This window comes from Acinetobacter sp. SH024, assembly GCF_000163635.1.
Classification (GTDB): domain Bacteria; phylum Pseudomonadota; class Gammaproteobacteria; order Pseudomonadales; family Moraxellaceae; genus Acinetobacter; species Acinetobacter pittii.
The window spans coordinates 278,764-304,477 of record NZ_GG753602.1; the positions used below are offsets into that span (position 1 = coordinate 278,764).

General features: G+C 39.5%; 25 protein-coding genes and 1 pseudogene. 7 read left to right on the plus strand and 19 right to left on the minus strand.

All coding sequences use genetic code 11. The features are described 5' to 3' along the window. Positions 1 to 72 precede the first annotated feature (72 nt). From HMPREF0013_RS17865 to HMPREF0013_RS17885, 5 genes are all read left to right on the plus strand, one after another. A complete protein-coding gene (locus HMPREF0013_RS17865; protein ID WP_002114968.1) occupies positions 73 to 765 on the plus strand; it encodes a TetR/AcrR family transcriptional regulator in 693 nt (230 codons plus the stop codon). 74 nt (positions 766 to 839) lie between these two features. Further along, on the plus strand, positions 840 to 1,703 hold the full coding sequence (gene purU / locus HMPREF0013_RS17870) for a formyltetrahydrofolate deformylase (RefSeq protein WP_019768007.1): 864 nt from the start codon (positions 840 to 842) through the stop codon (positions 1,701 to 1,703). 381 nt (positions 1,704 to 2,084) lie between these two features. After that, entirely contained in the window at positions 2,085 to 2,834 is a 750-nt protein-coding gene (locus tag HMPREF0013_RS17875; RefSeq protein WP_002114938.1) for an energy transducer TonB, read from the plus strand. A gap of 43 nt (positions 2,835 to 2,877) precedes the next feature. Continuing rightward, the gene (locus HMPREF0013_RS17880) at positions 2,878 to 3,498 is read left to right on the plus strand and encodes a MotA/TolQ/ExbB proton channel family protein (RefSeq protein WP_001011664.1); all 621 of its coding nucleotides are present in this window, start codon (positions 2,878 to 2,880) and stop codon (positions 3,496 to 3,498) included. After that, on the plus strand, positions 3,498 to 3,902 hold the full coding sequence (locus tag HMPREF0013_RS17885) for an ExbD/TolR family protein (RefSeq protein WP_000885432.1): 405 nt from the start codon (positions 3,498 to 3,500) through the stop codon (positions 3,900 to 3,902). The genes HMPREF0013_RS17880 and HMPREF0013_RS17885 overlap by 1 nt, the downstream gene beginning before the upstream one ends. 57 nt (positions 3,903 to 3,959) lie before the next feature. Here HMPREF0013_RS17885 and msrA read toward each other — a convergent pair whose 3' ends face one another. The 7 genes and pseudogenes from msrA to lgt form a co-directional block, all read right to left on the minus strand. Next, positions 3,960 to 4,484, minus strand: a complete 525-nt coding sequence (gene msrA, locus HMPREF0013_RS17890; RefSeq protein ID WP_002114706.1) for a peptide-methionine (S)-S-oxide reductase MsrA — start codon at positions 4,482 to 4,484, stop codon at positions 3,960 to 3,962. Between the two features lie 100 nt (positions 4,485 to 4,584). Continuing rightward, complete coding sequence (locus tag HMPREF0013_RS17895) at positions 4,585 to 5,640, minus strand: DUF4105 domain-containing protein (RefSeq protein WP_002115155.1); 1,056 nt, start codon at positions 5,638 to 5,640, stop codon at positions 4,585 to 4,587. A gap of 14 nt (positions 5,641 to 5,654) precedes the next feature. Next, positions 5,655 to 6,164 carry a dihydrofolate reductase gene (locus HMPREF0013_RS17900; protein ID WP_002114723.1) on the minus strand — a complete coding sequence of 170 codons (510 nt, stop codon included), beginning with the start codon at positions 6,162 to 6,164 and terminating at the stop codon, positions 5,655 to 5,657. A gap of 44 nt (positions 6,165 to 6,208) precedes the next feature. Beyond that, positions 6,209 to 7,051 (minus strand): thymidylate synthase, encoded by an 843-nt coding sequence (gene thyA / locus HMPREF0013_RS17905; RefSeq protein ID WP_002115009.1) that lies wholly within the window; start codon positions 7,049 to 7,051, stop codon positions 6,209 to 6,211. A gap of 146 nt (positions 7,052 to 7,197) precedes the next feature. Then, positions 7,198 to 7,585, minus strand: a pseudogene (locus HMPREF0013_RS0105570) (hypothetical protein); the annotation flags it as partial. 9 nt (positions 7,586 to 7,594) lie between these two features. Then, positions 7,595 to 7,954: a hypothetical protein gene (locus HMPREF0013_RS17910; protein ID WP_002115133.1), complete on the minus strand. Its 360-nt coding sequence runs from the start codon at positions 7,952 to 7,954 to the stop codon at positions 7,595 to 7,597. Positions 7,955 to 8,034: 80 nt separating this feature from the next. Further along, entirely contained in the window at positions 8,035 to 8,853 is an 819-nt protein-coding gene (gene lgt / locus HMPREF0013_RS17915; RefSeq protein ID WP_002114980.1) for a prolipoprotein diacylglyceryl transferase, read from the minus strand. Between the two features lie 93 nt (positions 8,854 to 8,946). On the opposite strand from lgt, the gene HMPREF0013_RS17920 reads away from it, so the two are divergent. Beyond that, positions 8,947 to 9,726, plus strand: a complete 780-nt coding sequence (locus HMPREF0013_RS17920) for an NRDE family protein (protein ID WP_002114777.1) — start codon at positions 8,947 to 8,949, stop codon at positions 9,724 to 9,726. A 47-nt stretch (positions 9,727 to 9,773) separates the two neighbouring features. Here the strand turns inward: HMPREF0013_RS17920 and HMPREF0013_RS17925 are convergent, their stop codons facing one another. The 5 genes from HMPREF0013_RS17925 to HMPREF0013_RS17945 all read right to left on the minus strand — a co-directional run bounded on the left by HMPREF0013_RS17925 (position 9,774) and on the right by HMPREF0013_RS17945 (position 15,876). After that, positions 9,774 to 12,107 (minus strand): PhoX family protein, encoded by a 2,334-nt coding sequence (locus tag HMPREF0013_RS17925; protein ID WP_002115117.1) that lies wholly within the window; start codon positions 12,105 to 12,107, stop codon positions 9,774 to 9,776. A 205-nt stretch (positions 12,108 to 12,312) separates the two neighbouring features. After that, entirely contained in the window at positions 12,313 to 14,265 is a 1,953-nt protein-coding gene (locus HMPREF0013_RS17930) for a PhoX family protein (RefSeq protein WP_002114895.1), read from the minus strand. Between the two features lie 175 nt (positions 14,266 to 14,440). Further along, complete coding sequence (tatC, locus tag HMPREF0013_RS17935) at positions 14,441 to 15,211, minus strand: twin-arginine translocase subunit TatC (RefSeq protein WP_002114673.1); 771 nt, start codon at positions 15,209 to 15,211, stop codon at positions 14,441 to 14,443. Continuing rightward, the gene (gene tatB, locus HMPREF0013_RS17940; protein ID WP_002114889.1) at positions 15,208 to 15,645 is read right to left on the minus strand and encodes a Sec-independent protein translocase protein TatB; all 438 of its coding nucleotides are present in this window, start codon (positions 15,643 to 15,645) and stop codon (positions 15,208 to 15,210) included. The genes tatC and tatB overlap by 4 nt, the downstream gene beginning before the upstream one ends. 12 nt (positions 15,646 to 15,657) lie before the next feature. After that, a complete protein-coding gene (locus HMPREF0013_RS17945) occupies positions 15,658 to 15,876 on the minus strand; it encodes a Sec-independent protein translocase subunit TatA (RefSeq protein WP_002114991.1) in 219 nt (72 codons plus the stop codon). A gap of 252 nt (positions 15,877 to 16,128) precedes the next feature. On the opposite strand from HMPREF0013_RS17945, the gene HMPREF0013_RS17950 reads away from it, so the two are divergent. Further along, positions 16,129 to 17,004, plus strand: a complete 876-nt coding sequence (locus HMPREF0013_RS17950; protein ID WP_002114690.1) for an AEC family transporter — start codon at positions 16,129 to 16,131, stop codon at positions 17,002 to 17,004. A gap of 192 nt (positions 17,005 to 17,196) precedes the next feature. Here HMPREF0013_RS17950 and rdgB read toward each other — a convergent pair whose 3' ends face one another. From rdgB to HMPREF0013_RS17985, 7 genes are all read right to left on the minus strand, one after another. Next, positions 17,197 to 17,823, minus strand: coding sequence for an RdgB/HAM1 family non-canonical purine NTP pyrophosphatase (gene rdgB, locus HMPREF0013_RS17955; RefSeq protein WP_002114893.1), 627 nt, complete (start codon positions 17,821 to 17,823; stop codon positions 17,197 to 17,199). 174 nt (positions 17,824 to 17,997) lie between these two features. Then, a complete protein-coding gene (locus HMPREF0013_RS17960; protein ID WP_005804213.1) occupies positions 17,998 to 18,585 on the minus strand; it encodes a tetratricopeptide repeat protein in 588 nt (195 codons plus the stop codon). Then, positions 18,582 to 19,175 carry a methionine biosynthesis protein MetW gene (metW, locus tag HMPREF0013_RS17965; protein WP_001217230.1) on the minus strand — a complete coding sequence of 198 codons (594 nt, stop codon included), beginning with the start codon at positions 19,173 to 19,175 and terminating at the stop codon, positions 18,582 to 18,584. The genes HMPREF0013_RS17960 and metW overlap by 4 nt, the downstream gene beginning before the upstream one ends. Further along, a complete protein-coding gene (gene metX, locus HMPREF0013_RS17970; protein ID WP_002114709.1) occupies positions 19,175 to 20,335 on the minus strand; it encodes a homoserine O-succinyltransferase MetX in 1,161 nt (386 codons plus the stop codon). Before metX ends, metW begins: the two co-directional genes overlap by 1 nt. A gap of 83 nt (positions 20,336 to 20,418) precedes the next feature. Then, on the minus strand, positions 20,419 to 22,116 hold the full coding sequence (gene leuA / locus HMPREF0013_RS17975) for a 2-isopropylmalate synthase (protein WP_002114718.1): 1,698 nt from the start codon (positions 22,114 to 22,116) through the stop codon (positions 20,419 to 20,421). 458 nt (positions 22,117 to 22,574) lie between these two features. After that, positions 22,575 to 23,258: a Fe2+-dependent dioxygenase gene (locus tag HMPREF0013_RS17980; RefSeq protein WP_002114934.1), complete on the minus strand. Its 684-nt coding sequence runs from the start codon at positions 23,256 to 23,258 to the stop codon at positions 22,575 to 22,577. A gap of 105 nt (positions 23,259 to 23,363) precedes the next feature. Next, positions 23,364 to 25,652 carry a TonB-dependent receptor gene (locus tag HMPREF0013_RS17985; protein WP_002115056.1) on the minus strand — a complete coding sequence of 763 codons (2,289 nt, stop codon included), beginning with the start codon at positions 25,650 to 25,652 and terminating at the stop codon, positions 23,364 to 23,366. Between the last annotated feature and the right edge of the window lie 62 nt (positions 25,653 to 25,714).

Genomic DNA, 25,714 nt, shown 5'->3' on the forward strand with positions numbered 1-25,714 from the left:
TAAATACTCTAAATAGTCAAGTCGGTTTATGTGTTTAAGTCTTAACCATGTGAATTATTAAAGGTTATTAAAATGTCTCTACCTAAAGCTCTGAAGACAAAAGACCGGATTTTACAAATCAGTTTGCAGCTTTTTAACGAGCGAGGTGAACGGTCGGTTACAACCAATCATATTGCGGCGGAGTTAGGTATTAGTCCTGGAAACTTGTATTACCATTTCCGGAATAAGCATGAAATTATTAAAGAATTAATGTACCAATATCAGGTTGAGACTTTGGAAATGCTGTCTTTACCTGAAGACAGACCACTAACGACCAATGACAAAATCAACTATTTTCAAGTGTTAAGTGGTCAACTTTGGAGTTACCGTTTTATCCATCGTGATGTCTATCATTTAGTTGAAAGTAACGAAGACTTTAAAAAGATTTATCCGCGTTTTGCGGGGCAGGTCATGCAGCAAGGGCAAAAAATTTATCAAGCCTTTGTCGATGCCGGCCTTATGAAAATGACACCATCTGAAATTGAAGCGCTCATTATTAACTTATGGATTGTATTAACAAACTGGACAAACTTTTTATATATGTCTGGTCACATTAGTGACAATAACCACTTAGAAGAAAAATGGGTTTGGCAGGCATTACGTCAAATGGTTTTCCTTGAAGGTCCTTATCTTATGGGAGAAAGCCGAGCAACTTACGAGCAGTTGCTTGATTCACTGGGGCCTTCTGATCTATTCGCCAGCTTGTCGTCGTTAAAAGATGAATAGTTGTACTTGCCTATTTAGAGCGCTAGAATACTCGGCTTATTAAAAATTTGACTCAATTAAGTGATATTAACCAAATGAATATGACCACTGCCAATACAGCCCGTTTACTGATTACTTGTGAAGACAAGCCTGGGATCGTACAGGCCGTATCGAGCTTTTTGTACCACCAAGGTGCAAACATTACCGCGCTTGATCAGTATGCGACGGAAGCTCAGGGTGGACGTTATTTCATGCGTGTTGAGTTTGAACTTGACCATTTACAGTCACGTAAAGATGCATTAATTCAAACATTTGCTGCCAACGTTGCTGAGCGTTATGGCATGCAATGGCGTCTTGCTTTCGTAAACGAAATTAAAAAGGTTGGTATTTTAGTTTCTAAAGTCGACCATGCTTTACTTGAGTTATTGTGGCGTCATGCACGCGGGTCGTTACCTTGTGAAATTACACACGTGATTTCTAACCACGAAGATTTACGTGAATCTGTTGAGAACTTCGGTATTCCATTTACTGTAATTAAAGTAAATAAAGATAATAAAGCTGAAGCTTATGCACAAATTGATGAAATGATGCAGGGCAATGACTTGTTAGTTCTTGCACGTTATATGCAGATTTTAAGCGAAGATTTTGTTGCGAAATGGGAAATGAAAATCATCAATATCCACCATTCTTTCTTGCCAGCTTTCGTGGGTGCCAACCCATATAAACAAGCTTATGAAAAAGGTGTGAAGTTGATTGGTGCGACAGCTCACTATGTGACGGCTGATCTAGACCAAGGTCCAATTATTGAGCAAGACGTTGAGCGTGTAAGCCATGACTATAATGTTGAGCAACTTCGTGAGCTAGGTGAAGATGTTGAGCGTAATGTATTGGCTCGTGCAGTAAAATGGCATTTAGAAGACCGTATTATTGTTGATGGTAACAAGACAGTTGTTTTTTAAATAACGCTTATTTAAAAAAAGCACGCTTCATGCGTGTTTTTTTTATATCAAAAAAAATATTGAAATGATATAACGTAACAGTATTGAATGAGTTTATGGTAAGATTTGATCTCTTCATAGTGAAATTAGCCTAACTATATAAGTTAGATTAAACACTTTGTGAACAAGAGATACGCGTTCATGTAACTATGAGAAAACAAAAGCAAAGACACTCAACTGATACAAATTAGTGATATTGAGCAAATGTTTTTCTCAAAAAATAGTTGCAAATGAAAACACTTCTCATTTATTATTGTGGCACTTTATTGTTCTATCCGATGTTTGAAATCGTTTCTACAAATAGAAATCTGAAATCATCATCCATTAGGTAATTAGATTCTTATGAGTCAATCTTCCGCAGCCTTAAACTCTCCCAATCCGATGAAAAAGAAAGTCATCACGGCACTAATTGCGGTTGCAATTGGTCATATCGGGGTCTTATGGGCGGTCAGCCATATTAAGCCTGCTGAATTAAAGCCAATCGAGAAGAAGCCTTTACAGGTACGTTTCGTAAAAATTCAAGAGCAACCAAAACCATTACCTCCTAAGCCAAAGGAACCGCCTAAAAAGCCGGAACCTAAAAAAGAGGTAAAAGAAGTTAAAGTTGTTGAAAAGCCTGTGACACCACCTAAAAAAGTGGAAAAAATTCAACAGGTGAAAAAAGCTGAAACACCAAAAGAAACAGTAAAGACAGAACCTAAAGTTGAAACCAAAGTGGTAACAACAACTGTTACTGAAAAAGTTATTGAAAAACCAAAACCAGTGGTACAAGAAGCGCCTAAAGCTCAACCTGCCCCAGATCCATCACCGAAACGCGTTTCAATTGGTGGTTCGGGTGTACAGTGGAGCCGCTCACCACGTTTAACAGTTTCTTCAAAAGATTTACAAGGCGAAGCACGCTCTGTCATGGTACTTATTGAAGCCGATGAAAAAGGCAAAATTATTAATGTACGAGTGACTAGAAGTAGTGGTATTTCAAGTCTAGATGATAAAGTTGTACGTGCTGTTCGCGGTGCAAAATTTAAACCTTATATGGAAAATGGTGTTGCTTATCCAATTAAAGCAGAGCAACCCTTTGATTTAACCCCTTAAATGAATTTGAGTCCCAACGGCTAACCTTAATCAGGAGTTCAATATGAACTTTTCAATCTATTGGCAACATGCAGATGCAGTGAGTAAAACTCTGTATTTCATCTTATTGGCAATGTCGATTGCTACCTGGACAGTTTTCATCTTACGTTTGATGGGGACTCGCCAGCTAAAACAACAAGCTTATGCTCAACTTTCTCAGGCTATCACTTCGTTAAAAGCAAAGTTACAACCTTTGAGTTTTGAACAGCGTAAAGCGGTTGCAGAGCAGGCATTACTTCGTCAGATTTCTGCTGAAAAGGCCAATGCTGATAAAGGTATTTCTGTTTTAGGAACGATCGCTTCAATTGCACCATTCGTAGGTTTGTTTGGTACTGTTTGGGGTATTTTCCATGCGCTTGTTGCCGTAGGTAAAAGCGGACAAGCAGGTTTGGCTCAAGTGGCTACACCAGTAGGTGAAGCGCTTATTATGACGGGTCTTGGTCTTGCAGTTGCGATTCCAGCGGTATTGGCTTATAACATTTGTGTACGTGCAAACCGTGGTCTTGCTCATGACTTACAAGATCAAGCGCACAGCTTGTTAATTGACACGATGTTGCAGCAAGACTCAACTGTAAAGTCTGATGTTAAAACTGCACAGCAAAGTTACGTTGGAGGTCAAGCTTAATGGCTTTTCAATTGGGTGAAGACCACGATAGTGGCATGAATGAGATGAATCTCATTCCGCTAATCGACATTATGTTGGTGTTAATGATCATCTTTTTGGTCACAGCAACAGTTGCCAACCCATCGATTCCATTAACGCTTCCTAAAACAACTGCTGAAATTATTGATCCACCACCAAAAGCAATTACGATTAGTATCAATGCAAATGGTGAAGTGGCTTGGGATACTCAAGTAATTAGCCTAGATGAGCTTCAAAAACGTTTTCAAGAAGCAGGTCAAGGCGATGTTAAACCAACAGTTCAACTTCGTGCTGATAAAGAGTCGAAGTACGATACTGTTGCTCAGGTAATGTCTCGCGCCAGTGAAGCCGGACTGAGCGATATTGCCTTTGTAAGTGAAAACTAAAATTTAGTTTACTCAATAAAAAAGCAACCAAACTGGTTGCTTTTTTATTGCTCTGATTTACTGATCTTTCATCAGATGCTGGAATTTACTATATAGCTTGAGCAGTTTTGGTGGAATCGCAAAGTTGCAATAACCTTGTGAAGGATTCTTTGCATAGTAATTCTGATGATATTCTTCTGCTGGATAGAATGTCGGAACAGGGGACAGCTCAGTCACAATATCAAGATCGTCATTTTTTAGAGTCTGAATCGTGTGTTCCGCTGCCTGCTTTTGCTCTTCATTATAATAGTAAATAACAGAGCGGTATTGTGTGCCGATATCATTACCTTGACGGTTTAAAGTCGTTGGATCATGAGTCGCAAAGAACACGTCGAGTAACTGGGAGTAAGTTACTTGCTGTTCATCAAAGTCGACTAAGATCACCTCAGCGTGCTGGGTGTCTCCTTGACATACTTGCTCGTAAGTAGGGTTAGTCGTGTGCCCACCAGCATAACCACTCGTTACTTTTTCTACACCGCGTATTTGTAAAAATACAGCTTCGACGCACCAAAAACAGCCGCCGCCAAATAATGCCTGTTGCATTGTTTTTCCCTCTATTTCCTGCCTATTACAATAGGGTTTATGTATTTAAAATACAAAGTAAAGCATGTATAAAAAAGTAAAGAAAAGTGCATTACTTATTTCATTTAGCTTTAGGTAAACCTTGTCGAACGATTTGAGAGAAGTGCTCACTACTCTGATCTGAGAGCTGTTCAAAATTTTCAGTTCTTGGGTTGATATGCGCAATTTGATACCACTGTTTTAAACTGATATTTTGATTAAGTGCTTTAAGGTCATATAAATAATTAGGTAAGTAACCCGAAGCGATTAGACGATAATCTTTAGGAAGTTCATAGGGGTTAATCGCTTGAACCATATCAAAAATTAAAGTTGTACAGTTACTCGTAAGTGTGTTGTACCACTTCGGTTCTGCACGTAGCTCATCCGATTTCTTAAGATATTCTAAAAATAGCGCTTTTTGCTCGCTACGCGGCATATTGACAGGGAAATTATAAACCTGCTCTTTACGGATGTTGCTACGCGTATAGACAATATCTTTTTCATCAGAAGCAATTAAGCTAAGTTCATATTTTCTAAAAAAGCCACCAATTACCGAAAACTCTTCAGTTTTTTCTTTGCGAATCTCTATTGAGAAGACTAAAGGTTGCTGATTCTTAAATTCGAAGCTTACCAGTGTATGAGCAATTTGTGGTCCCATCCAGTAAGAGGCAATGATGTTTATGCCATTTAATTGCTTAAGATCAAATGTTCGGGTTTCCCATCGCACATCATAAGTTCCATCAGGATGCCAGTTGAAGTTACGAACATTGTGTAAAGTGATTACATCGCCGTGCTTTTCATAGCTCAGCATATTGGCAACTTCTGGATTCCAGTCACGATCTTGACGTGCAGTTATGGAAAAATACCAAACAAGAGAGCAGGCAAACGCTAAAAGATAAATCAGGATATCGGTACGGCGGTTAATAATATGGCCTTCAACATATAAGCCAGCCATGCTGAGTGCAAAAGCAATCCAGATGCCAATGAGTATGCGGCTGCCTAACCAGCCAAAAGGTTGTTGAACCCAAAGCGCTACGCATACCCAAATACTAGAGAACACAATAAACAGCGTGAATAAACTATGTAATAGCCCAAAAAGTAGAGCAGTAATAAATTCACGTGTTCCGATATTGTGCATAGGCATCCATAAAATTATTTTTTATAAGTGGCAAACTCGAATGAAGTTCCTGATTTTTCATCAACATGCTGTTCACTTGCGGTTTTATGAAACTCACTCGGTATTGTTGGATAATGTGCATCACCTTGCACATCTAAGTCAACATGAGTGAGCTCAAGACGGTCTGCAATCGATAAGGTTTGCTTAAAGATTTCACCGCCACCAATGATGAACAATGCTTGTTTTTCGGTATTTTTTACATCTTCTAAAGCTGCGTTTAAAGCATCTTCAATTGAATATGCAACTTTAACACCGTCAAATTGCCAGTTAATGTCACGGGTAATTACCCAGTTCACACGGTTTGGTAGAGCACGGCCCATAGACTCAAGTGTTTTACGGCCCATCACAACCACACCGCCTTGTGTGATTTCTTTAAAATGTTTTAAGTCGGCAGAAATATGCCATGGCAACGCATTGCCTTTACCAATACAGTGGTTTTTGTCCATTGCCACAACGTGGACAACTTCTACATTTTGCCATGCCATAATCTTATTCTCTAAACCGTAATTTAATGAAATTTAAGCCTTTGTTATACTGCAACTGGTGCTTTAATTGCCGGATGTGACTCGTAACCTACAATCTCGATATCTTCAAATTTGAAATCGAAAAGGTCTTTAACTTCCGGATTAAGTTTTAATTGGCAAAGTGGTAATGGTTCACGTGTTAATTGTAGTCGTGCTTGCTCAAAATGGTTGGCATAAAGATGCGTATCACCACCAGTCCAGACAAAATCACCTACACCTAAACCGCACACTTGAGCAATCATATGGGTGAGTAGAGCATAACTCGCGATATTAAAAGGCACGCCTAAGAACACGTCAGCACTACGTTGATAAAGCTGGCATGACAACTTGTTGTCTTGTACGAAAAATTGGAAGAGCGTATGGCAAGGCGGTAAGGCAACTTGTCCAGCTTCATTTGGGTTCCAGCCAGAAACAATTAAACGGCGTGAATTTGGATTGGTTTTAATTTCATTAATTAACCATTTAATCTGGTCAAAACCATCTTGATTATAAGTACCGTCAGCATTTTTAGTTGCGCCGAAATTACGCCATTGATGACCATAGACTGGTCCAAGTTCATGCTCTGGACGGCCAAAGCGAGCAGTTTGTTCTGCTGTTGCCCATTCGTCCCAAATTGAAACTTTATTGTCTTTTAGGTATTGGACGTTAGTGTCGCCTTTTAAAAACCAAAGCAACTCAATCACAATCGAGCGGAAGTGAACTTTTTTGGTAGTGAGTAAAGGAAAACCTTTAGAGAGATCAAAACGCATTTGATGACCAAATACAGAACGGGTTCCTGTGCCTGTACGGTCGCCTTTGTCACCGCCATTATCAAGGATATGTTGTAGTAGGTCTAAATATGCACGCATAACACTCTCGAGTTCGGATTAATTCCATAATATAGAAAGGGGGAGATAGCTCAGAAGATAAATAATTACTCAATAGAGCTGCTTCATCATGAACCACTGAAGATGATACCTGTTGTAGCTCAAGATGAAAATCTAAAATTAGTTCTAAGATATTTTTGCTGAATGTGTTTAGTTAAATCTTTTAGCACGATTTTGATAAATCGAAACAAGAAAAAAGCCAACCAGTACAAAGCCTAAAGCTTGTATGAGATGAATCCATTTATGCTGAAAAGGGAGCAAATACATCAAAATAATAATGATCAAAATAGGATAGATTTTGATTAAAACTCCCAAGCTCGATTTGCCTGATGTGTTGTTTGAAAGTTTGGTATTCAAGTAATGCTCAATATGTAAACCAAATCCGAAAATAAAGCTGAGTATTGTATAAATAGGAGGTAAGGGCTGAACTTGATTAGCAGCATAAACTGCAACACAAACAACGATAATGAAGATAAGTTTGATGTGACGTGGTGCGTTGTACCAATAAGCCAACATATATTGAGCCTATTTATTAAAAAGTGATTGAGGTGAAAAAATAAAAGCAGCAAGCGCCATAAAAGCGATTCCTTGCACACCCCAGATCAGCAAGTTCGGCATTGTTTTAACAAAAATAAGTGCAAATAACAGTGCGATAGGGATCCAAGTCAGCAGGCGATAAAGTAGGCCAGTTGGATTTTTTTGAGCAAAATGCAATTTAAAATAGCGACAGATTAAAAAAATAACCCCAGTTCCTGTAAACATTAGAATGGTATCTAAAGGCAGTGGTTGGTATTGATATAATCCAATACAGATCAACAGTGTAATAATTAAAATTACTAGTTTTTTAAATGTCGGGACTTGAGTGTTAAACCAGAATTCCAGCATGTCGTATCTTCATTTTTAGGAGAGTAAAAACTGTAGCATAAAAAAGAAAAGAGGAGCCGAAACTCCTCTGATTTATCATATTAACTGTTCTTTTGTGGGCCCCAGTCATAGATTTTCTTTTGGTAGGCATACCACATCATCCAAAGGCCAATCAGCAACATTGGAACGGTGAGGATCTGACCTTTAGTCATCCAGCCAAACAGAATAAAGCCTTGGTCGGCATCTGGTTGACGGAAGAATTCCATTACGAAGCGTGCAACACCGTAGCCCATTAAAAATAGGGCAGAAACCGCCATGCGTGGACGTGGTTTTGAACTAAACCACCACAAGACAATAAATAGAATTAAGCCTTCACAAATTGCTTGATAAATTTGTGATGGATGGCGTACCAGTTGTAATGGATCGGTCGGGAAGATCATACCGAATGGATAATTTGGGTCAGTTACTGCACGACCATATAACTCTCCACCAATGAAGTTACCAAAGCGCCCAAACATTAAGCCAGTCGGTACACATGGGGCAATAAAGTCGAGGGTTTGGAACCATGTTTTTTGATATTTTTTACACCAAAATAACATCGCAATCATGACGCCTAAGAAGCCGCCATGGAAACTCATACCGCCTGTCCAGACTTGGAATAGCCAAATCGGATTTTCAAGAAATTTATCAAACTCATAGAAAAGGACGTAACCGACACGACCGCCCAGAACGACACCTAAAGCACCGTAAAACACCAAATCGGAAACCATTTCTGATGTCCAGCCATCACGCTGTTTGGCACGGTAGGAAGCAAGTCCCCAAGCACATAAAAATGCCAATAAATACATGAGTCCATACCAATGGACTTGAAGAGGTCCTACATGTATTGCGACCGGATCGATATTAGGATAGGTCAGCATTGCTGCTCCTTGATCTTACGTTTTGACAGATTGTAGCGGAATGATGTGAAAAATGTTGTACATTCAATGTGTAAAGATAGGGAATAAGAAAAGATGTGTATTGTGGCTTTAGCATGGCATGTTCTGGATGATATGCCCTTATGTCTTATGTCAAATCGGGATGAGTTCTACCATCGACCAACAGCTTTATTACATCAGTGGCAACATACACCGATTATTGCTGGGCAAGATTTACAGTCGGGTGGGACTTGGATGGGCGTTACACCTCAAGGCCGATGGGCTGTCTTGACCAATTTTAGGGATGGACGAGATCAGAAATCATATGAAACCTCTCGGGGGCATTTAGTTCAGGCTTTTTTAGAGTCAGATTTATTGCCGATTCGATTTGCTCAACAATTAGAACAGCAGCAACAGAACTTCGCTGGCTTTAACCTGTTTATGGGAAATGCTGATCAAGCGGTTTATATGAGTAACCGTGGTGAAGCCCCGCAAGTATTAGCAAATGGTGTTTATGTGGTTTCAAATGGTTTGATGTCTGAACATTGGGAAAAAACCAGACATTTAAGAACACGTTTTACGCAAGAGTTTTTGCCTATGCTTCAGCACCAGACGGAAGAGTTAACTTTGCAACATGCTGCATGGGATATTCTTGAAGATGAACGTAAGGTCACAACGGCATTATTACCCAATACGGGCATTCAGCCAGAAATGGAAGAGTTATTATCATCGACTTTTATTCAAAGCCCTGTGTATGGCACACGTTGTTCAAATTTTTTAAGAATGACCAATAACGAATGGCTTTGGTTAGAAAAGACCCAACAAGGCGAGCATAGTGGGCAAATTGTTCAGCAACAGGTTCTCTTAAATCGATGATAATAAAAATGCCGATCAATTGACCGGCATTTTTAATCATCTAAGAATTAACCCACGATCACACCGCCATCTTTACGGGTAATCACAACAGTTGCTGAGCGTGGACGCGCAGTTTTGTTGCTTGGATCTTTCTGGGTTGCTGGCCAGTTACTTTCTGGTGTCGAGTAACTTGCAGAATCTTCGCCAGGGTGTTGAACATTAATGAAAATTGCTTTGTAGTCAGGTGTCATCGCAATACCTGTAATCTCACATTGCTTAGGTCCCACCAAGAAACGGCGCAAAGTTGAGTCTGTAACTTTAGCACCGACTAAAGTTTGCTGACCATTTGAGGTAGTTGCAGGAGCACCATCTCCAATCTGGCCTGGTAGCGCAGCAAGCATCATACAGTTAGTAACATCAGTGTATGCGCCATCATCTGTTTGAATCCAAAGTACGCCACGTGGGTCAAACCACATACCATCTGGAGATGACAAATCATTATTGTCTGTCAGACCCGATAAGTTGATGTTTGAAGCCATAGATGCTTCCGCACCGAATAGATAAATATCCCACTTGAAGGTTTCAGCAGTCGTTTTGTCATCCGTTTCTTTAAAACGGATAATATGACCGTTAACGTTACCCTTTTGCTCTTTAGTGCCGTTGTAGAGGTCTGTGTAGTTACGTGGGTTTGCAGCATCGGTCGCGTAATCTTTGCCACGATTTGAGTTGTTGGTGAGTGTGACATAAACTTCGCCGTTCACTGGGTTGACCGTACACCATTCTGGGCGGTCCATTTTTGTAGCACCGACTGCATCGGCAGCTAAACGTGCAAATGTGACAACGTCAGCTTGAGATTTAAATGGGTAGGTCGTGTTGCTTTCATTTAAGCCATTTTTGCCATAAGCAAGTTCAATCCATTGACCTGAACCATCGTTATTAAACTTGGCAACATACAATTTACCTGCGTTCATGTATTTGTCGCCAACTGCATAACCGCCATTTATATCTTTAGCATCCCACACTGCGGTAGAGACGAATTTATAGATGTACTCACCGCGAGAATCATCGCCCATATAAAATGCTAATGGTTGACCTACAACGGCACGGCAAGCACTGTCTTCATGTGCAAAACGACCAAGTGAAGTACGTTTAACTGGGTTTTGACGTCTATCAAATGGATCAATCTCGACCATCCATCCGAATGTATTTGGACCGTTGCGGTAGTCTTGGGTAGCTTGTGCAGCTTTTACGTCGGCATTCCAGCGGTCATATAAGTCTTGTGACTCTACTTGACCAATTGCTGTTTCCCAGCCGTAACGAGAACTTGCACCTAAATAAATTTGTCGTCCTTGTTCATCAACGTTAGGGATTAACTCACCATTTTTATCTTTTTCATAAATGATTTTGCCCTCGGTATCTTTTTTAGGGGCACCTTTCTCATCTTTCTCATAACGATAGAGCTCATCTTTTTTAACACCTAACCCATAACGCTTTAATGCAATTTTTTCTGCATCTGTACGTGCATATTCATCGCTACCTGAACGTTGGAAATAACCAATAAAGTTTTCTTCCGTGGTTAAGTATGTGCCCCAAGGTGTATAACCATTACCGCAGTTATTATGGGTACCGCGAGTTTTACGTGCATTAGGGGAGAAGCGAGTTGCGAGCAAGCCAGAACCAACTGCTGCACCTTCAAAATCCATCTCTGTTGATGCTGTAATACGACGGTTAAAAGCAGAACTTTTATCAATTGTTACTTGTTGAGTTGTTGGGTCTTTTTTAATGTGAACAATAGAAACGCCATGCGCATTGGTTTCACGAATGACTTCATCTTCAGGACGACGTCCATCAACTCTTGTTGGACCTTTTGGGTGAAGGAAGGTCTGGTTGATATATTCGTGATTCATGACTAACAAACCTTCAGCTGAAACACTTTCGTCAAAGCGGTTTGTTGAAGTATTTAAGCCAAAATAATGCATACCATCATGGCAGTCGCCAGAGCGAAACTGGAAGCTTGGACCAGATGGAATATTATTGTCGTCCCAGTCGCCAAAAGCAGGGTTGATTGAATCACCCAAAGCAAAAATGACATTCGCTTCATAACCTTCAGGTACAGTCACAAGATCATTATGGTTTTTCGCAACTGCGGTAAAAGTTAATTTTTCTGGTTTTTTATTTGGATCTACAGGTGTGGTTCCACCGTTGTTAGAACCTGAATCATCATCGCTATCATTACAGCCTGTTAATGTAGAGGCTAAAGTTAATGCTACAGCACCACTTGCTGCTTTAGTAATTAAACTACGGCGACTGATGTGTTGTTCTAAAATGTCACGAAAGTGGATGTTGTCAGAAGTATTATTGTCCAGTTCTTGGTCTTCATGATATGGCGACAGCTCTGTCATGGGGAATTCCTAAGTAAATAAAGAGATTGTTCTAAAATTCTTCATGAGCTTAGTTTGTGAATGTGACGAGGTGTTGACGTTTTGATGATAAGTTAATGAAAAGTTCTGTAATTTTTCATTTAATTTTCATAAAAAGTAAAAGTTGAATGTAAAAATATTAAAGCTGACCTTAGCCAGCTTTAATATTTAAAGAGGTTATGAAAAATTATTTAGTTGTGACTGAAGGGGCAATTGGGTCTGCTGTAATATAGCCGACGTTAGCACTATAACCATTGTTGTAATTTTGGTTAATTAATGCCTTAACATCCTCAGGTACACTACTACTGTCGCCTGGATGTTGGAAGTTGCTCATGATGTAAGTCCAACCGTTGATTGAATCTACAGCATGTAAACCTGTTGACTCTGCACCTGCAGGTGTAGAAAGCAGTCGTGTTAACTCTTTGGTATCTACATTGTATGCCCACAAGAAGTTGTTCACGTGGTTACCTGAGTCTTCACCAATGAATAATGTACGTAAAGTTTCAGAGAACTTCAGATTGTCTGGGCTAGCAATTTTGTCTGGATTCGCTGTATTACCTAAACTATCTTTCGCAGCAAGATCTTCACCCATGAGTAGCATATATGAGTAAAGAGGAACCCACTCGCTATTGATTGCGCTACCTTCGTTGTCTGTAAAGCTATTACCTAACTTGTGTGCAAGCACGCCACCAGCAGTAATCTTTTTAGAGAACCCTACATTATGTTCCGCAACATAACCTTTACCGCCAATGACCATTGAATCTTGAATATTAGCTAAAGCAGAGTAAGCAACTTTATCTTTAATATTTACGTTAGTACCTTCCATCTTGGTGAACGCCATACTTGCACCTTTTAGTGCTGCATAACGATGTGTTTCCAAGAAAGCTGCTGCTTTTTCCATACCTGGTTTAAGTTTGACCCAAAGCTGTTTCTTTGCCAAAGTGATTTCAGTATAGCTGGCATCATTTGGATTGGTTGTTAAACTTTCCATGATGTCAGTTGACTTAATCCCACCAGCAACTAAATCCTCAATTTCTTTACTAGTCGCATGGCCAAGTTTGATCCATTGAATGCTAGCAGTTGAGGTTTCAGTTAGCGTATTGATGTATTTAGCAACATATAGTGTCCCTGCCGATAAATCTTTTTCTTTATCAGCAACGAACATGAAGAAACCACCGTTGGTGTAGTCATCTCCCATAAGCGCTGTACGGTTGTCTGGCATAACATGGATAAGTTCGTGAGAAATACGCCCTAAACAATAGTGCTTTTTAATGCTACCTGTACCATCAAGGTTAACCGTTACTTCTGGCAAATGACCGTAGTTATATGGATTTGCTTTAGTTTCGTCACCAAAGAAGTATTTCCCAAGATATTTTGGATCTGTACCGCCAATGCCTTGATTGAATGCATCTGGTTCGTATTCTTCACTTGATAAGTGAGTGTTCCAAGGCGATAAGCTAGCACCACAAGTAATCCATAAACCGTGTACTGGTGCAGTATCAACATTGAAGTATTTTTTAAGTTCTAGGTGACCTGTTTTTTGGTCTTGATCTAAAGTCAAAATTGCGATTGGTGAAGGTAATTGACCGTAAGTATCACCACCTGCTTGGTCTTTAGAGTTGTATTCAAATTGAACAACATGGAACACTGGATTTGCTACACCATCAACTTTCGCACCTTCTAATTGAATTAGAGATGAACCATCTGGACAGTCTGAAAAGAACTGACGCTCTTTACCAGCAACTGACTTATCCATAATTGGATTGCCGTTAACATCAAAATAACCACCCGCGATAATCGTCCCACCACCAAGTTTTGGTACGCTATCACCAGTTTTAAAGAAAGGTTTATAAGCGAGTTGGTATTCAGTACTGGTTGAATTTTCCCAATCAATTTTTAATTTAGAATTCACTACAGTTGTTGCACGATCAGCTGCAGTTGTTGGCGCTGGCATTGCTGTGAATTTTGCATTTTTAAATTTGCTTGGTTGTGGTGTTGGAGTGACTACTGAGCTGTCATCACTATCATTACAACCTGCTAATGTTGCTGCCGTAGCCATCGCTCCTAATGGTAGAAAAGGAATCCCCGAAAACCATTTTAAAATTTCGCGACGCGTTGGTTGAGTAGAAGCAGTTGTCATAAGAAATCCGTAAATTTTGTGGGTATATTTGTTGATTTGATTCTATGGACTGAAAATGACACTTTTCTTACATTTTTAAGTCACTTTGAAGACAGTTTATTGCTTTGTAGATTAAAAAGTGCTCTACATAAAAAAGCCTGAACTTGTAGGCTCAGGCTTTTTCTTAGAAATCATTTTATTCAGCAGAATGGTTTTTTCTTTTCTCAAGAATTTTACCAAAGAGTAGGCCAAGTTCGAAAAGCAACCACATTGGGATGGCTAACATCACCATTGAAATTGCATCTGGTGGGGTAATAAACATCGCTACAAAAAAGCATCCAACAATGATAAAACGTCGCTTTTCAGCAAGGCTTTTTGTATTTACCACACCGATTAAAATAAGGAGGAGCGTCGCGATTGGAATTTCAAAAGTCAGTCCAAATACTAAAAATAACTTTAAGCAGAAGCTTAGGTAGCTATTAATATCCGTCATCGGTGCAACAGTTTCAGGCGATACACTAATAAAGAAATGTAAAATTGCCGGAAGAGTAATGTAATATGCAAAAGCAACACCCGCATAAAACAAGACAATACTACCGATGAGTAATGGTAGTGCTAAATGACGTTCTTTTTGATACAGCGCTGGACGAACAAATGACCAGATTTCATACAGAATAAATGGCATTGCCAGCACAAGTGCGACAAATAAATTGAGTTTAAAAGGCGCCATGAATGTTGCAGTGACATCTGTTGCAATCATTGACGAGGAGGTCGGAAGTTGCAGCCTCAAAGGTTCAGATAGTAATTGGTAAGTATTATTTCTAAATGGTAATAAGCAAAAAAATAAAAATAAGGTTACTCCGACAATCCTGAATAAATGACGTCGTAAAACGACCAAATGGCTCATGATTGGCATTTGGTCTAAATTTTCCTGATTATTTACAGTGGTTGAAGGCAGTTGGTTCATACGGCAATCTTCAATTTAACAGGTGATGTCTCTGAAATATCAGTTGATGATGCTAAAGGCATAAATTTTCTAATGTATGGGACTTTATAATGGCCTGATATAGGAAGACATATCCGAATAGGTTGGGGCACTGATTTGGTTGCCTCAGCCTTATCTATATTTTCAGAAATATTCTGCTTTTGAATTTCTTCAAGCTGTTGTTGTACTTTACGTTCTAGTGCTTCAATGCGGTTGAGTTCTTCTTGCATCTCTTTTCGAAACTCAGAAAGACGCAACTCTTGATCAATCTCATTTTGCAAATTGGTAATATAACGTTTTAGGCGAACATACCAACGACCAGCAAAGCGTGCAGCTTCTGGAAGTTTATCCGGACCTAAAACTAAAATTGCAATAATTGCAAAACAGAGTAGCTCTGTCATTCCTACATCAAGCATGGTCGAAAACCTTTAGCTTTTTACTGATGTGCTGTCAGGTGTTTTGACTTGGGCATCAATTGTTCGTGGAGTATTAAGAGCAGTGGTCTCATCTTCTTCACGAACTGATTTTTTAAAGTCTTTTACTGCACCGCCTACGTCTTTACCGATATTTTTTAATTTAGACGTACCGAATAATAAAATAACGACAATTGCAAAAATAACGACATGCCAAATAGATAAACCGGCCATGATCTTATACCTCTTTTCAGTTTGCTTTATATCAACAGGTTGCCATGACAGGAATGTGACATTTATATGTCATTTTTAAGACAATGAATGACTGTCAAAACCTAAAAAGTTCATTTTATAAACTGAATATCTTCTTTTTTTATTTATACATAGTTTGAAAAGAGTCACTTAAATTACTTGAAATGGAGAGTACATTTCATTTTGAAAAGGTGTAGCATAGCAAGCTGGTTTTAATGAGCAAGAGGAGAGAGCGTGGCGCTACTACTGCCTGTATTGGCATTTATCATAGGACTTCTACTTGCTCAGACTTCCATTGCAGAAACCATAAAACCTATTCTTTCAGCTTGGCTTGCACGACTCCTGATTCCAATTGTTATTATTTACAACATGGTATTTTATCAGCCAGGTAGTTTGAGTTTGATTCTGTTTAGCTTCGGTTCAGCATTTCTTATTTTCTTTGCCTATTTAGCTCTATTTAAAGATAGATTATTAGCGCTATGCGTGAGTTATACCAACATGGGGTGGCTTGGCTTTCCCTTTGCCATGGCTTTATTTGGTCCTGATGCTACGGCCCCTATTGTGGCTTTATATATTGGTATGTCTCTTTTTGGAAATGCATGGGCTGTTACGGCAGTCACCACTGCACCACAAAGTAAGCTCAACATATTAAAAAAGGTTTTAACCTCTCCACCGTGTATTTCAATATTCTGTGCACTTTTACTTAGGTCGTTAGGTGCTCAACATATCGAGCATCCTGCTATACATTGGGTATATGAAGTTGCCAAGTTTGTCATGACTTTTGCTGGTATGTGTGTGCTGGGAATGTGGCTACGCCGTACCCGAGTGCATTTAAAAGACTTAATTTACAGTACAAAAGCTCAAGCATTTAAAGTAGTGTGCGGGTTTATTCTTTGTGGCTTAACTTATAGATTTTTACCCATTCCAAATATCAGTCAGCAAATTGGAGTGATGTTTTTAATGTTCTGTCTGCCGCCAGCAGCCAATATTGTAGCGCTAGAAACACATTATCAAGGGACGGGAAGATCGGCGGCTTACATTGCCTCAGGGACGATTGTGAGTTGTATTTTTATTGCGATTTATGCGGTATTTTTGCATTTCCCACTATAATTAATTTAAAAATTTTTCCCCTACACCTGCTTGTGCGAAGGCGGCATGGATGCCGCCAGTTAGACTGTGGTACATGAACGTACCATCAGTCTAACAAAAGATTTTTGCTTACTTTTCATCTTTGAAAAGTAAGGTCTGCCTATACAAAGTTTAATATATTCTAACGCTGCATATTGTGGCCATGTGATCAGCTTACTTCTGTAAGCTCTCTTTAAATAACTGCATCGCTTGCCCACGATGACTAATCTTATTCTTGTCTTCTTTAGACAATTCAGCGCTAGACACTTGTAGCTCAGGCAACCAGAACAATGGGTCATAACCAAAGCCATTTTCGCCACGTGCAGCTTCTAAAATTTCACCGTGCCAGATGCCTTGGAAAATTTGTGGTAAAGGATCTTCAGCATGCGTCACTAAAGCAAGTACGCATACAAACATACCTTCAATTACTTCACCATTTTTACGATAGGGTAAAAGGTCATTTAATAATTTCGCATTATTTGCTGCATCGTCACCATGTTCTCCAGCATAGCGTGCTGAATAAATACCAGGTGCGCCGCCTAAGACTGGTACACAAATACCAGAGTCGTCAGCCATAGCAGGTTTACCTGAAATTTTAGAGGCATGACGAGCTTTAATAATGGCATTTTCAATAAAGCTTAAACCATCTTCAATTGCATCAGGAATATTAAGGCGACCTTGAGGAATAATTTCTACTGGTAACTTAAGCTGTTCAAAAAGTTTTTCAAACTCTGCGACTTTACCTTTGTTATTGCTGGCAAGAACTAAACTGCCCTGATCAAACCAATGTGGGGTAGACATAATAAAACCAAACTTTATAGCTAATATCGAACAGCAGTTATGTTACGTGTTTTTTGGAAGGGGATATAGAGGAAAACAAATAGAATATAAAATAGGATAACCTAAACTAAAGCCACCTTGTAGAGCATACAAAGTGGCTTTAGTCGAGTAAGGTTTTTTACGGATGAACCGTTATTATTGTGCTTGAATCCATTTGTCCGCACGGTCACGTGCTGTACGGATTTGTTCTTGAGTTAAGTTCGCTGCTAGAGCAGTTTTCTTACCTTCAGATAGGCTAATCACTTTATTGTCGAGCATGCCATCACGAGTTGAAAGCTCATACCATTGGTAAGCACCAACGTAGTTTTTCTTTTGCTCTTCCATCATCGCAAGGTTATAGCTTGCACGGTTATCACCATTGCTTGCTGCTTTTTCAAAGTATTTACGAGCCATAGACTCATCTTTTTTAACACCAATACCATCGGCATACATGCGGCCTACGTTTAATTGTGCTGGTGATAAACCTTGATCAGCTGCTGCTTTAAACCATGCGAAAGCCTGTTTGTCATCTTTTGCTACGTCTTTACCATATTGATAGTGTGTACCAAGGTAAAATTGCGCGCCTGCTTGACCAGCCTTTGCTGCTTTCTGAAGATCGTTAATCCCCATTGTTGAAAAACGTGCAGCCTGACTCGCAACCGATTGTGGCTGGGCGATATAATCTGCATGAGCCTGCATACTTAGCAGTCCTGCAAATAGTGTGCTAAATAATGTCTTTTTCATAGTGCACTCACTCGATAAATAGCGACTTCACCAAACAAATTCGGAACATGTTTGCTTAACAGGCTTCCCTGCTGATTTCCATTGACGGCGAGTCGATTAATAATTTGTATCTGATTTTCAGCACATAGTGCTTCGAAATCTTTAAATGTACATAAATGAATGTTGGGGGTGTTATACCACATATATGGTAGAGCATCCGATACAGGCATCATTCCTTTTAATGCAAGAAAAGAGCGAGTCTTCCAATGCGCAAAGTTTGGAAAAGTAATAATTGCCTGTTTACCCACACGCACCATGTCCCTTAATAAAACATCGGGTGCATCTACGGCTTGCAAAGCTTGTGCCATAACCACATAGTCAAAGGACTGGTCTGCAAAGCGGCTTAAGCCGAGATTCAAATCTTGTTGAATAATATTTAACCCGCGACTGACGGCAATTGCAATCTTTTCTTGATCAATTTCTAAACCATAAGCACGAATTTGATGCTTTTGGCTCATATGAGCGAGTAATTCACCGTCACCACACCCTAAGTCGAGTACGCTTGAGCCGGGTTTAATCCACTTTTCTGCCAGTTGTTGATCAATACGCATTAGCTTGCCTCCAGTGATGTCGATTTTAAGTGTTCTTCACCGCCTAAGAAAGCGCGCATGGTTTTGACATACAGTGGAATCGGGAATAAGAACGAGTCATGGCCTTGTTCAGCATCAATGTCGAGATAGCTTACTGGCTTATGATTGGTAATAAGTGCATCTACAATTTCTTGTGAGCGGCTTGGTGCAAAACGCCAGTCAGTTGTGAACGAGACAATAAGGAACTGGCATTTAGTTTTACCCATCGCTTCAGTTAAAGAATGACCGTACTCACGTGATGGGTCAAAGTAATCTAAAGCTTTAGTCATGATGAGATAAGTATTGGCATCAAAGTTACGGCTGAACTGTTCACCTTGATAACGTAAATAGCTTTCGACCTGAAACTCGACATCAAAACCGTACATAAATTTGCCAGATTTTAAATCACGGCCAAATTTTTGTTTCATGGCTTCTTCTGAAAGATAGGTGATATGACCGACCATGCGAGCCAAAATTAGTCCGCGTTTCGGATAGCTATCATTTTCTAAGTAACGACCATGATGGAAGTCTGGATCAGACAGAATTGACTGACGTGCCACTTCGTTAAATGCAATATTTTGTGCTGAAAGTTTTGGTGCGCTGGCAATAATCACACATTTTTGTAGGCGGTCAGGGTAGTCTACTGACCATTGTAGTGCTTGCATGCCTCCTAATGATCCACCGACCACTGCATACCAGACATCTACACCCAAACGGTCAGAAAGCATGGCCTGAGTTTTAACCCAGTCGCGTACCGTTACTAATGGAAAATCAGGTCCATAAGGACGGTTATCATTTTCAGGATTTGGTGAGGTCGGGCCAGTTGAGCCATTACAGCCACCAATATTATTTAGCGAAACTACAAAAAACTTATTCGTATCAATTGCCTTACCCGGGCCAATACAACTATCCCACCATCCAGCTTTTTTATCATCTTCGTGGTGATAACCCGCTGCATGATGATGTCCGGAAAGAGCATGACAGATTAAAATTGCATTTGATTTATCAGCATTTAAAGTGCCGTAAGTTTCTACCATTAGTTCAAAACGTGGCAAAACACGATCACATTCAAGGTGTAATGGTTCTTCAAATTGGAACTTTTGCGGAGTGACTAACCCCACTGAATCAGCTGGAAAAGACACGGGAACATTTCGCCTTTTAAATCTTTCAGGAATAAAAAGAAAGGATACCAAGCTAGGTATCCTTTCCAAAGTCTTTTTTTAAATTAAACAGCGGCGGCAACAACCTGATCTGTACTTAAAACACCTTGATCAATCAAACGGTTGGTACACGCAATAATTGCTTCAATGGATGAGGTGACTGTATTGTCATGAACACCGGCACCAAATGAACCTTTACCTGTACCTTTTACTTGAAGTTCAATTAAGGTTAATGCTTTGGCATTTGCACCAGAACTAATACTACGTTCTTCATAGTTCAATACGTCAATTGGTAATTGAAGTGCATTTAAGAACGCAGAGATTGGTCCATTACCTTCACCACGAAGTTGTTGTGTTTCACCTTCGACATCAATATCAAGTTCGATAATTTGAGTGCCATTAATGTCAGATAACTTGTAGTGTTTGACTGTGTAATGATGATTCTTCACATCAACATACGCATCTTTAAATAAGGTCCAGATTTCTTTAGCATTAATTTCTGTACCGTTCTCATCAGCATATTGTTGAACAACCTGACTGAATTCGATTTGCAAACGACGTGGTAATACAACGTTGTAGTTTGATTCTAATAAGTAAGCGATACCGCCTTTACCAGACTGGCTATTTACACGAATTACAGCATCATAGTCGCGACCCAAGTCTTTCGGGTCGATTGGCAAGTAAGGCATATCCCAGATTTCTTCGTTTTTCTGGTATTCGAAGCCTTTTTTGATCGCATCCTGATGTGAACCAGAGAATGCAGTAAATACCAAATCACCTGCATATGGATGACGAGGGTGTACAGGTAAACCAGTACATTCTTCAACCGTTGCAATCACTTCATTAATATTAGAAAAATCTAACTCTGGCGCTACACCTTGGGTATACATGTTCAATGCAATTGCTGCAACGTCAACGTTACCTGTACGTTCACCATTACCGAACACACAGCCTTCAACACGGTCAGCACCCGCCATAATGGCAAGTTCTGATGCAGCAATACCACAGCCGCGGTCATTGTGGCAGTGAACAGAAATGATTACGCCATCACGACGCGCCAAATTACGATGCATCCATTCAATTTGGTCTGCATAAACATTTGGTGTAGAAACTTCTACAGTCGCTGGCAAGTTTAAAATCACTTTATGATCTGGACGTGCATCCCAGATTTCTGTGACGGCATCACAGACATCTTTAGCGACTTCTAATTCAGTTGCAGAGAAACATTCTGGGCTGTATTGGAAAATCCAGTCTGTTTGAGGATATTGCGCCGCATACTCTTTAACTTTTTGAGCAGCATTAATTGCTAATTGTTTTGCGCCATCAACATCTACATTCAACACCTTTTGACGGAAGGTTGGAGAGTTCGAGTTATAAATATGTACAATCGCTCGTTTAGCGCCTGCCAAAGATTCAAAAGTACGTTCAATTAAATGGTCACGTGCTTGAACCAAAACTTCAATGTATACGTCATCAGGAATATGATTTTCTTCGATCAACATGCGAGTAAAATCGAAGTCAATTTGAGATGCAGAAGGGAAACCAATTTCAATATGCTTAAAACCAATTTTCACAAGCATTTTGAACATTTTGAATTTTTGTTCCATATTCATTGGTTCAAAAATTGCTTGGTTACCGTCACGTAAATCCGTACTCATCCAGATTGGCGCTTTTGTAATTTCTTTATTTGGCCATTGGCGATCTGGTAAATCCACACGCTGGTACATACGGCGGTATTTTTTGCTAGGGTCAGCCAACATCATGAGAAAACTCCTTGTCTCGTAGCGCGGTTGCTCTGGATATATTTAAAAGGCAACGTCTCTACTTAATATATGGTATCTAATTCAGAAAAATTAAAGGGAATTTCAAAGTGCTGCTTTAAAAAGCAGACAAAATTTTTATACGCGCGCTTGGCGCAGCATCAGGAGTTGCAGATGATGTCTTGCTTGAGTAGGCGGGGCAAACAAGTAATTCGTTTTCATCTCTAGACCGTGAAATAATAAGTTTGGTGGTTTGCAGGTAATCTTGTTATTTAGATATATCACATCTAAACAATGATTACACCTTGTGCAAAATTCTTATCATAATTTTAGTTAAGTTGTTTAGAAAATAATTTTCTAATTTTGCGCTGTTTTGTTTTTTGTGGGAAATAATTTTCATATTTTTGCCTTATTAAGGTAAAAAAGATTATCTGCTCTTAAAAAGGCAAAAATAAATATAGTTACAGTTCTGACCACATACGGATTAAATTATGATAAATGTTGGTCAGCTTCATGACTTCTGAATAGTTATCGCCGTGTGATTTACGTAGTTCTCGAATGCTCTCATCAAGATTAAATAAAAGATGACGTTTACTATCGTCACGGACCAAACTTTGTACCCAGAAAAAAGAAGCAAAACGAGTACCTGTGGTAATGCTACTGACTTCGTGCAGGCTAGTAGACGGGTAGAGCACGACATCACCTGCCGGTAATTTAACTTCGTGATAACCATAAGTGTCTTCAATCACTAGGTCACCACCTTCATATTCATCTGGTTCACTTAAAAATAATGTGCAAGATAAATCAGTGCGTAGCTGTTCAGAAGTTCCACGGATAAGGCGAATCGAGTTATCTACATGGAAACCAAAGCTTTCATGTTCATCATAACGATTAAAAAGTGGTGGAATAATTTTGTGGGGTAGGGCTGCGGCCTGAAACACTGGATTTTGCCAAATTGCTTTGATGACAAGATCACTTAAATGATGAGTAAGGGGATCTTGTTCTGAGAGTTGCTGATTTCTTTTCACAGAAGCAGACAAGGTGCCGGCAGTCACTTTCCCACCTACCCAATTGGCATCTTCCATGAGCTTACGAAACTCGGCAACTTGCTCTTTGCTTAAAACATTGGGGATATGATGAATCACGGCAAACACCTTTTAAGATATATTCTATTTGTAAAAATAGCCTCATGATGAGGCTATTTTATAGGAAACTAAATGAAATCCATAAAAATATTATGGGATTTAGGATTAATATTTAAAGTTAATTGCTAACACTGCGTTACGACCTTCACCCTCATTTGCATAATGAGCTGCATGGGCACTAGTAAAGTAACGTTTGTCAGAAATATTATTAACATTTAATTGTAGATCTACATTTTCATCAACTTTGTACTGAACCATTGCATTGTAAATAGTGAATGCAGGTAAGATTTTGGTTGAAGTCAATGCGGTATTTGGATTTGTGTTTGCATACACTTGGTCACGGTATTGTGCACCTGCACCTACGGTTAGTTTTGGTAGAACTTTATAAGTGGTCCATAAGCTTGCACTATTTTTTGCAACGAATGGTAGAGGTTTGCCTTCTTGAGCAACAGCATTGTAGGCAGCTTTTTCAACTTCACTATCAAGATAGCTATAACCTACAGCCATTTCCCATTTATCGGTAATATGACCAGTTAAACCAAGCTCAAAACCATCAACTTTACTTTCACCAGCATTAGTTGTGGTGTTTGCATCAACTGCAATACGCGTATTTTGCTTTTCGGTACGGAAAATTGCGGCTGTAACATTCGCGCGATTTTCCCAAAGGCTCCATTTTGTTCCCACTTCGTAAGTACGAGCTTTTTCTGGATCTAAAGCCTGATTCGATGCAGACAGGCCATCAATATCAGCATCCATACCTACTGGGTTAGCAGCGGTAGCATAGCTTGCATAAATACTGCCATGTTCAGTTGGACGGAATACTACGCCAGCTTGATACGAGAAGAAATCAGAGTCATTGGTATACACAGTTCCAGCAGGCGTAGTAGTGTTACCACTTATGTAGTCCTTATTGAACTTTAACTCTGAATCGAATTTATCCCAACGCGCACCTAAATTGAGCAACCAGTATTTATTGAATTCAATGCTATCTAAAGCATAAATTGATACTGTTTCATTGGTTGATGTTCTTTGTTTTGGATTCGTTGTTAATGAACCTAACCATGGGGCATTCCCAGATGGATTTGTTAAACTGGTACACCACCCATCATTATTTTTACACGTATTATCAAAGCCAGTTGTCGTTGTTCCCTTATAACCAGGGTAGATGATGTTATATGAGCCACGTTCAGTCTCTTCACGACTATATTCAGCACCTACATTAAAACTATGTGTAAGCTGACCAGTTTGAAGTTTCCCGGCTAAAGATAGTTGATCTGTGAACGCTTCTGTTTCACGAATAGATTGTGTAACACGGCGCCAAACTTGATTTTTATAAATGTTGCTCTTAGAGTCATCTGGGTTAGTGTAGATATAGTCTGCTTTAGAGCGGCTATAGCTTGCTGTGTTACTAAGTGTTAGATCATCATTAAAGTCATGTTCTAACTTCAATGAGCCAATATGGTTTTCGCGTTTGTCGAAATCACGCGCTTTCCAACCATAATATGCTCCTTGCTTAACAGCGACAGGCTTACCATCTCCTTTTTCTGCACCAGCAGGAACATTTGATTTCGGTGTACCATCATTATTAACAAGGTTTGGGTTATTGAATGGAATACCTGAATCAGGTTCATCATTACTTTTTAAAAAGTAATAGCTTAATGTAGCTCGGTTTGCAGAACCTAAGCCGAGCGCTAGGCTCGGTGCAATACCAACACGAGCGTATTCGGCTCCATTACTTTGACCAGGTTTGTCATTTTCATGGCCCATAACAACAACACGGCCAGCAACACCATTGCCAAAGTCTTTGTTGGCATCAAGCTGAATATGACGGTAGTTGTCTGTACCACCCGCAACAGATCCTTGATAAACATTACCTTCATGGGCAATTTTTGGAATAAGGTTAATGCTGCCACCAATCCCGCTTCCCCCAGTTAAAGCAGAGCTTGAGCCCTTGATGACTTCAACTTGTTCAATCGCAAACATGTCACGAGTTTGAGCTGTTGCATTACGAACACCATCAACATAAATAGAAGATTGGCCGTTATAACCACGAATATAAGGAATATCTGTATATGGAACGCCGCCTTCACCAGCACCAAGTGTAATACCTGGTTCATTGCGTAGAGCTTCGAGTAGGGTATTTGAATTCGTTTCTTGAAGTAGCTTTTGGGAAAGAATTGACACCGATTTTGGCGTATCTTTTAGCGGAGCTACAAATTTCGCGTTCGCAGACTGATCTATTTTCAATGATTCTGCTTGATTTGCTTCAGCATGCACATTAATAGTTTTTAATACTTCAACTTGTTCTTGTGCGATAGCAGCGGTTGCTATCACAGAGAGAGAAGAAGCAATTGCAGACGATACAATTTTCTTGCGGGTTTTGATGAAAGACATAATTTCAGGACTTTAAATCATAAAGGTTATGCGAATAATAATAATTCTTATTTATATGTACA

Bases quoted from the DNA above. Each gene is read 5' to 3' on its own strand.
- HMPREF0013_RS17865 (WP_002114968.1), top strand. From the start codon at position 73: ATGTCTCTACCTAAAGCTCTGAAGACAAAAGACCGGATTTTACAAATC.
- purU (WP_019768007.1), top strand. From the start codon at position 840: ATGAATATGACCACTGCCAATACAGCCCGTTTACTGATTACTTGTGAA.
- HMPREF0013_RS17875 (WP_002114938.1), top strand. From the start codon at position 2,085: ATGAGTCAATCTTCCGCAGCCTTAAACTCTCCCAATCCGATGAAAAAG.
- HMPREF0013_RS17880 (WP_001011664.1), top strand. From the start codon at position 2,878: ATGAACTTTTCAATCTATTGGCAACATGCAGATGCAGTGAGTAAAACT.
- HMPREF0013_RS17885 (WP_000885432.1), top strand. From the start codon at position 3,498: ATGGCTTTTCAATTGGGTGAAGACCACGATAGTGGCATGAATGAGATG.
- msrA (WP_002114706.1), bottom strand. From the start codon at position 4,484: ATGCAACAGGCATTATTTGGCGGCGGCTGTTTTTGGTGCGTCGAAGCT.
- HMPREF0013_RS17895 (WP_002115155.1), bottom strand. From the start codon at position 5,640: ATGCACAATATCGGAACACGTGAATTTATTACTGCTCTACTTTTTGGG.
- HMPREF0013_RS17900 (WP_002114723.1), bottom strand. From the start codon at position 6,164: ATGGCATGGCAAAATGTAGAAGTTGTCCACGTTGTGGCAATGGACAAA.
- thyA (WP_002115009.1), bottom strand. From the start codon at position 7,051: ATGCGTGCATATTTAGACCTACTACAACATATCCTTGATAATGGCGGT.
- HMPREF0013_RS17910 (WP_002115133.1), bottom strand. From the start codon at position 7,954: ATGCTGGAATTCTGGTTTAACACTCAAGTCCCGACATTTAAAAAACTA.
- lgt (WP_002114980.1), bottom strand. From the start codon at position 8,853: ATGCTGACCTATCCTAATATCGATCCGGTCGCAATACATGTAGGACCT.
- HMPREF0013_RS17920 (WP_002114777.1), top strand. From the start codon at position 8,947: ATGTGTATTGTGGCTTTAGCATGGCATGTTCTGGATGATATGCCCTTA.
- HMPREF0013_RS17925 (WP_002115117.1), bottom strand. From the start codon at position 12,107: ATGACAGAGCTGTCGCCATATCATGAAGACCAAGAACTGGACAATAAT.
- HMPREF0013_RS17930 (WP_002114895.1), bottom strand. From the start codon at position 14,265: ATGACAACTGCTTCTACTCAACCAACGCGTCGCGAAATTTTAAAATGG.
- tatC (WP_002114673.1), bottom strand. From the start codon at position 15,211: ATGAACCAACTGCCTTCAACCACTGTAAATAATCAGGAAAATTTAGAC.
- tatB (WP_002114889.1), bottom strand. From the start codon at position 15,645: ATGCTTGATGTAGGAATGACAGAGCTACTCTGTTTTGCAATTATTGCA.
- HMPREF0013_RS17945 (WP_002114991.1), bottom strand. From the start codon at position 15,876: ATGGCCGGTTTATCTATTTGGCATGTCGTTATTTTTGCAATTGTCGTT.
- rdgB (WP_002114893.1), bottom strand. From the start codon at position 17,823: ATGTCTACCCCACATTGGTTTGATCAGGGCAGTTTAGTTCTTGCCAGC.
- HMPREF0013_RS17960 (WP_005804213.1), bottom strand. From the start codon at position 18,585: ATGAAAAAGACATTATTTAGCACACTATTTGCAGGACTGCTAAGTATG.
- metW (WP_001217230.1), bottom strand. From the start codon at position 19,175: ATGCGTATTGATCAACAACTGGCAGAAAAGTGGATTAAACCCGGCTCA.
- leuA (WP_002114718.1), bottom strand. From the start codon at position 22,116: ATGATGTTGGCTGACCCTAGCAAAAAATACCGCCGTATGTACCAGCGT.
- HMPREF0013_RS17985 (WP_002115056.1), bottom strand. From the start codon at position 25,652: ATGTCTTTCATCAAAACCCGCAAGAAAATTGTATCGTCTGCAATTGCT.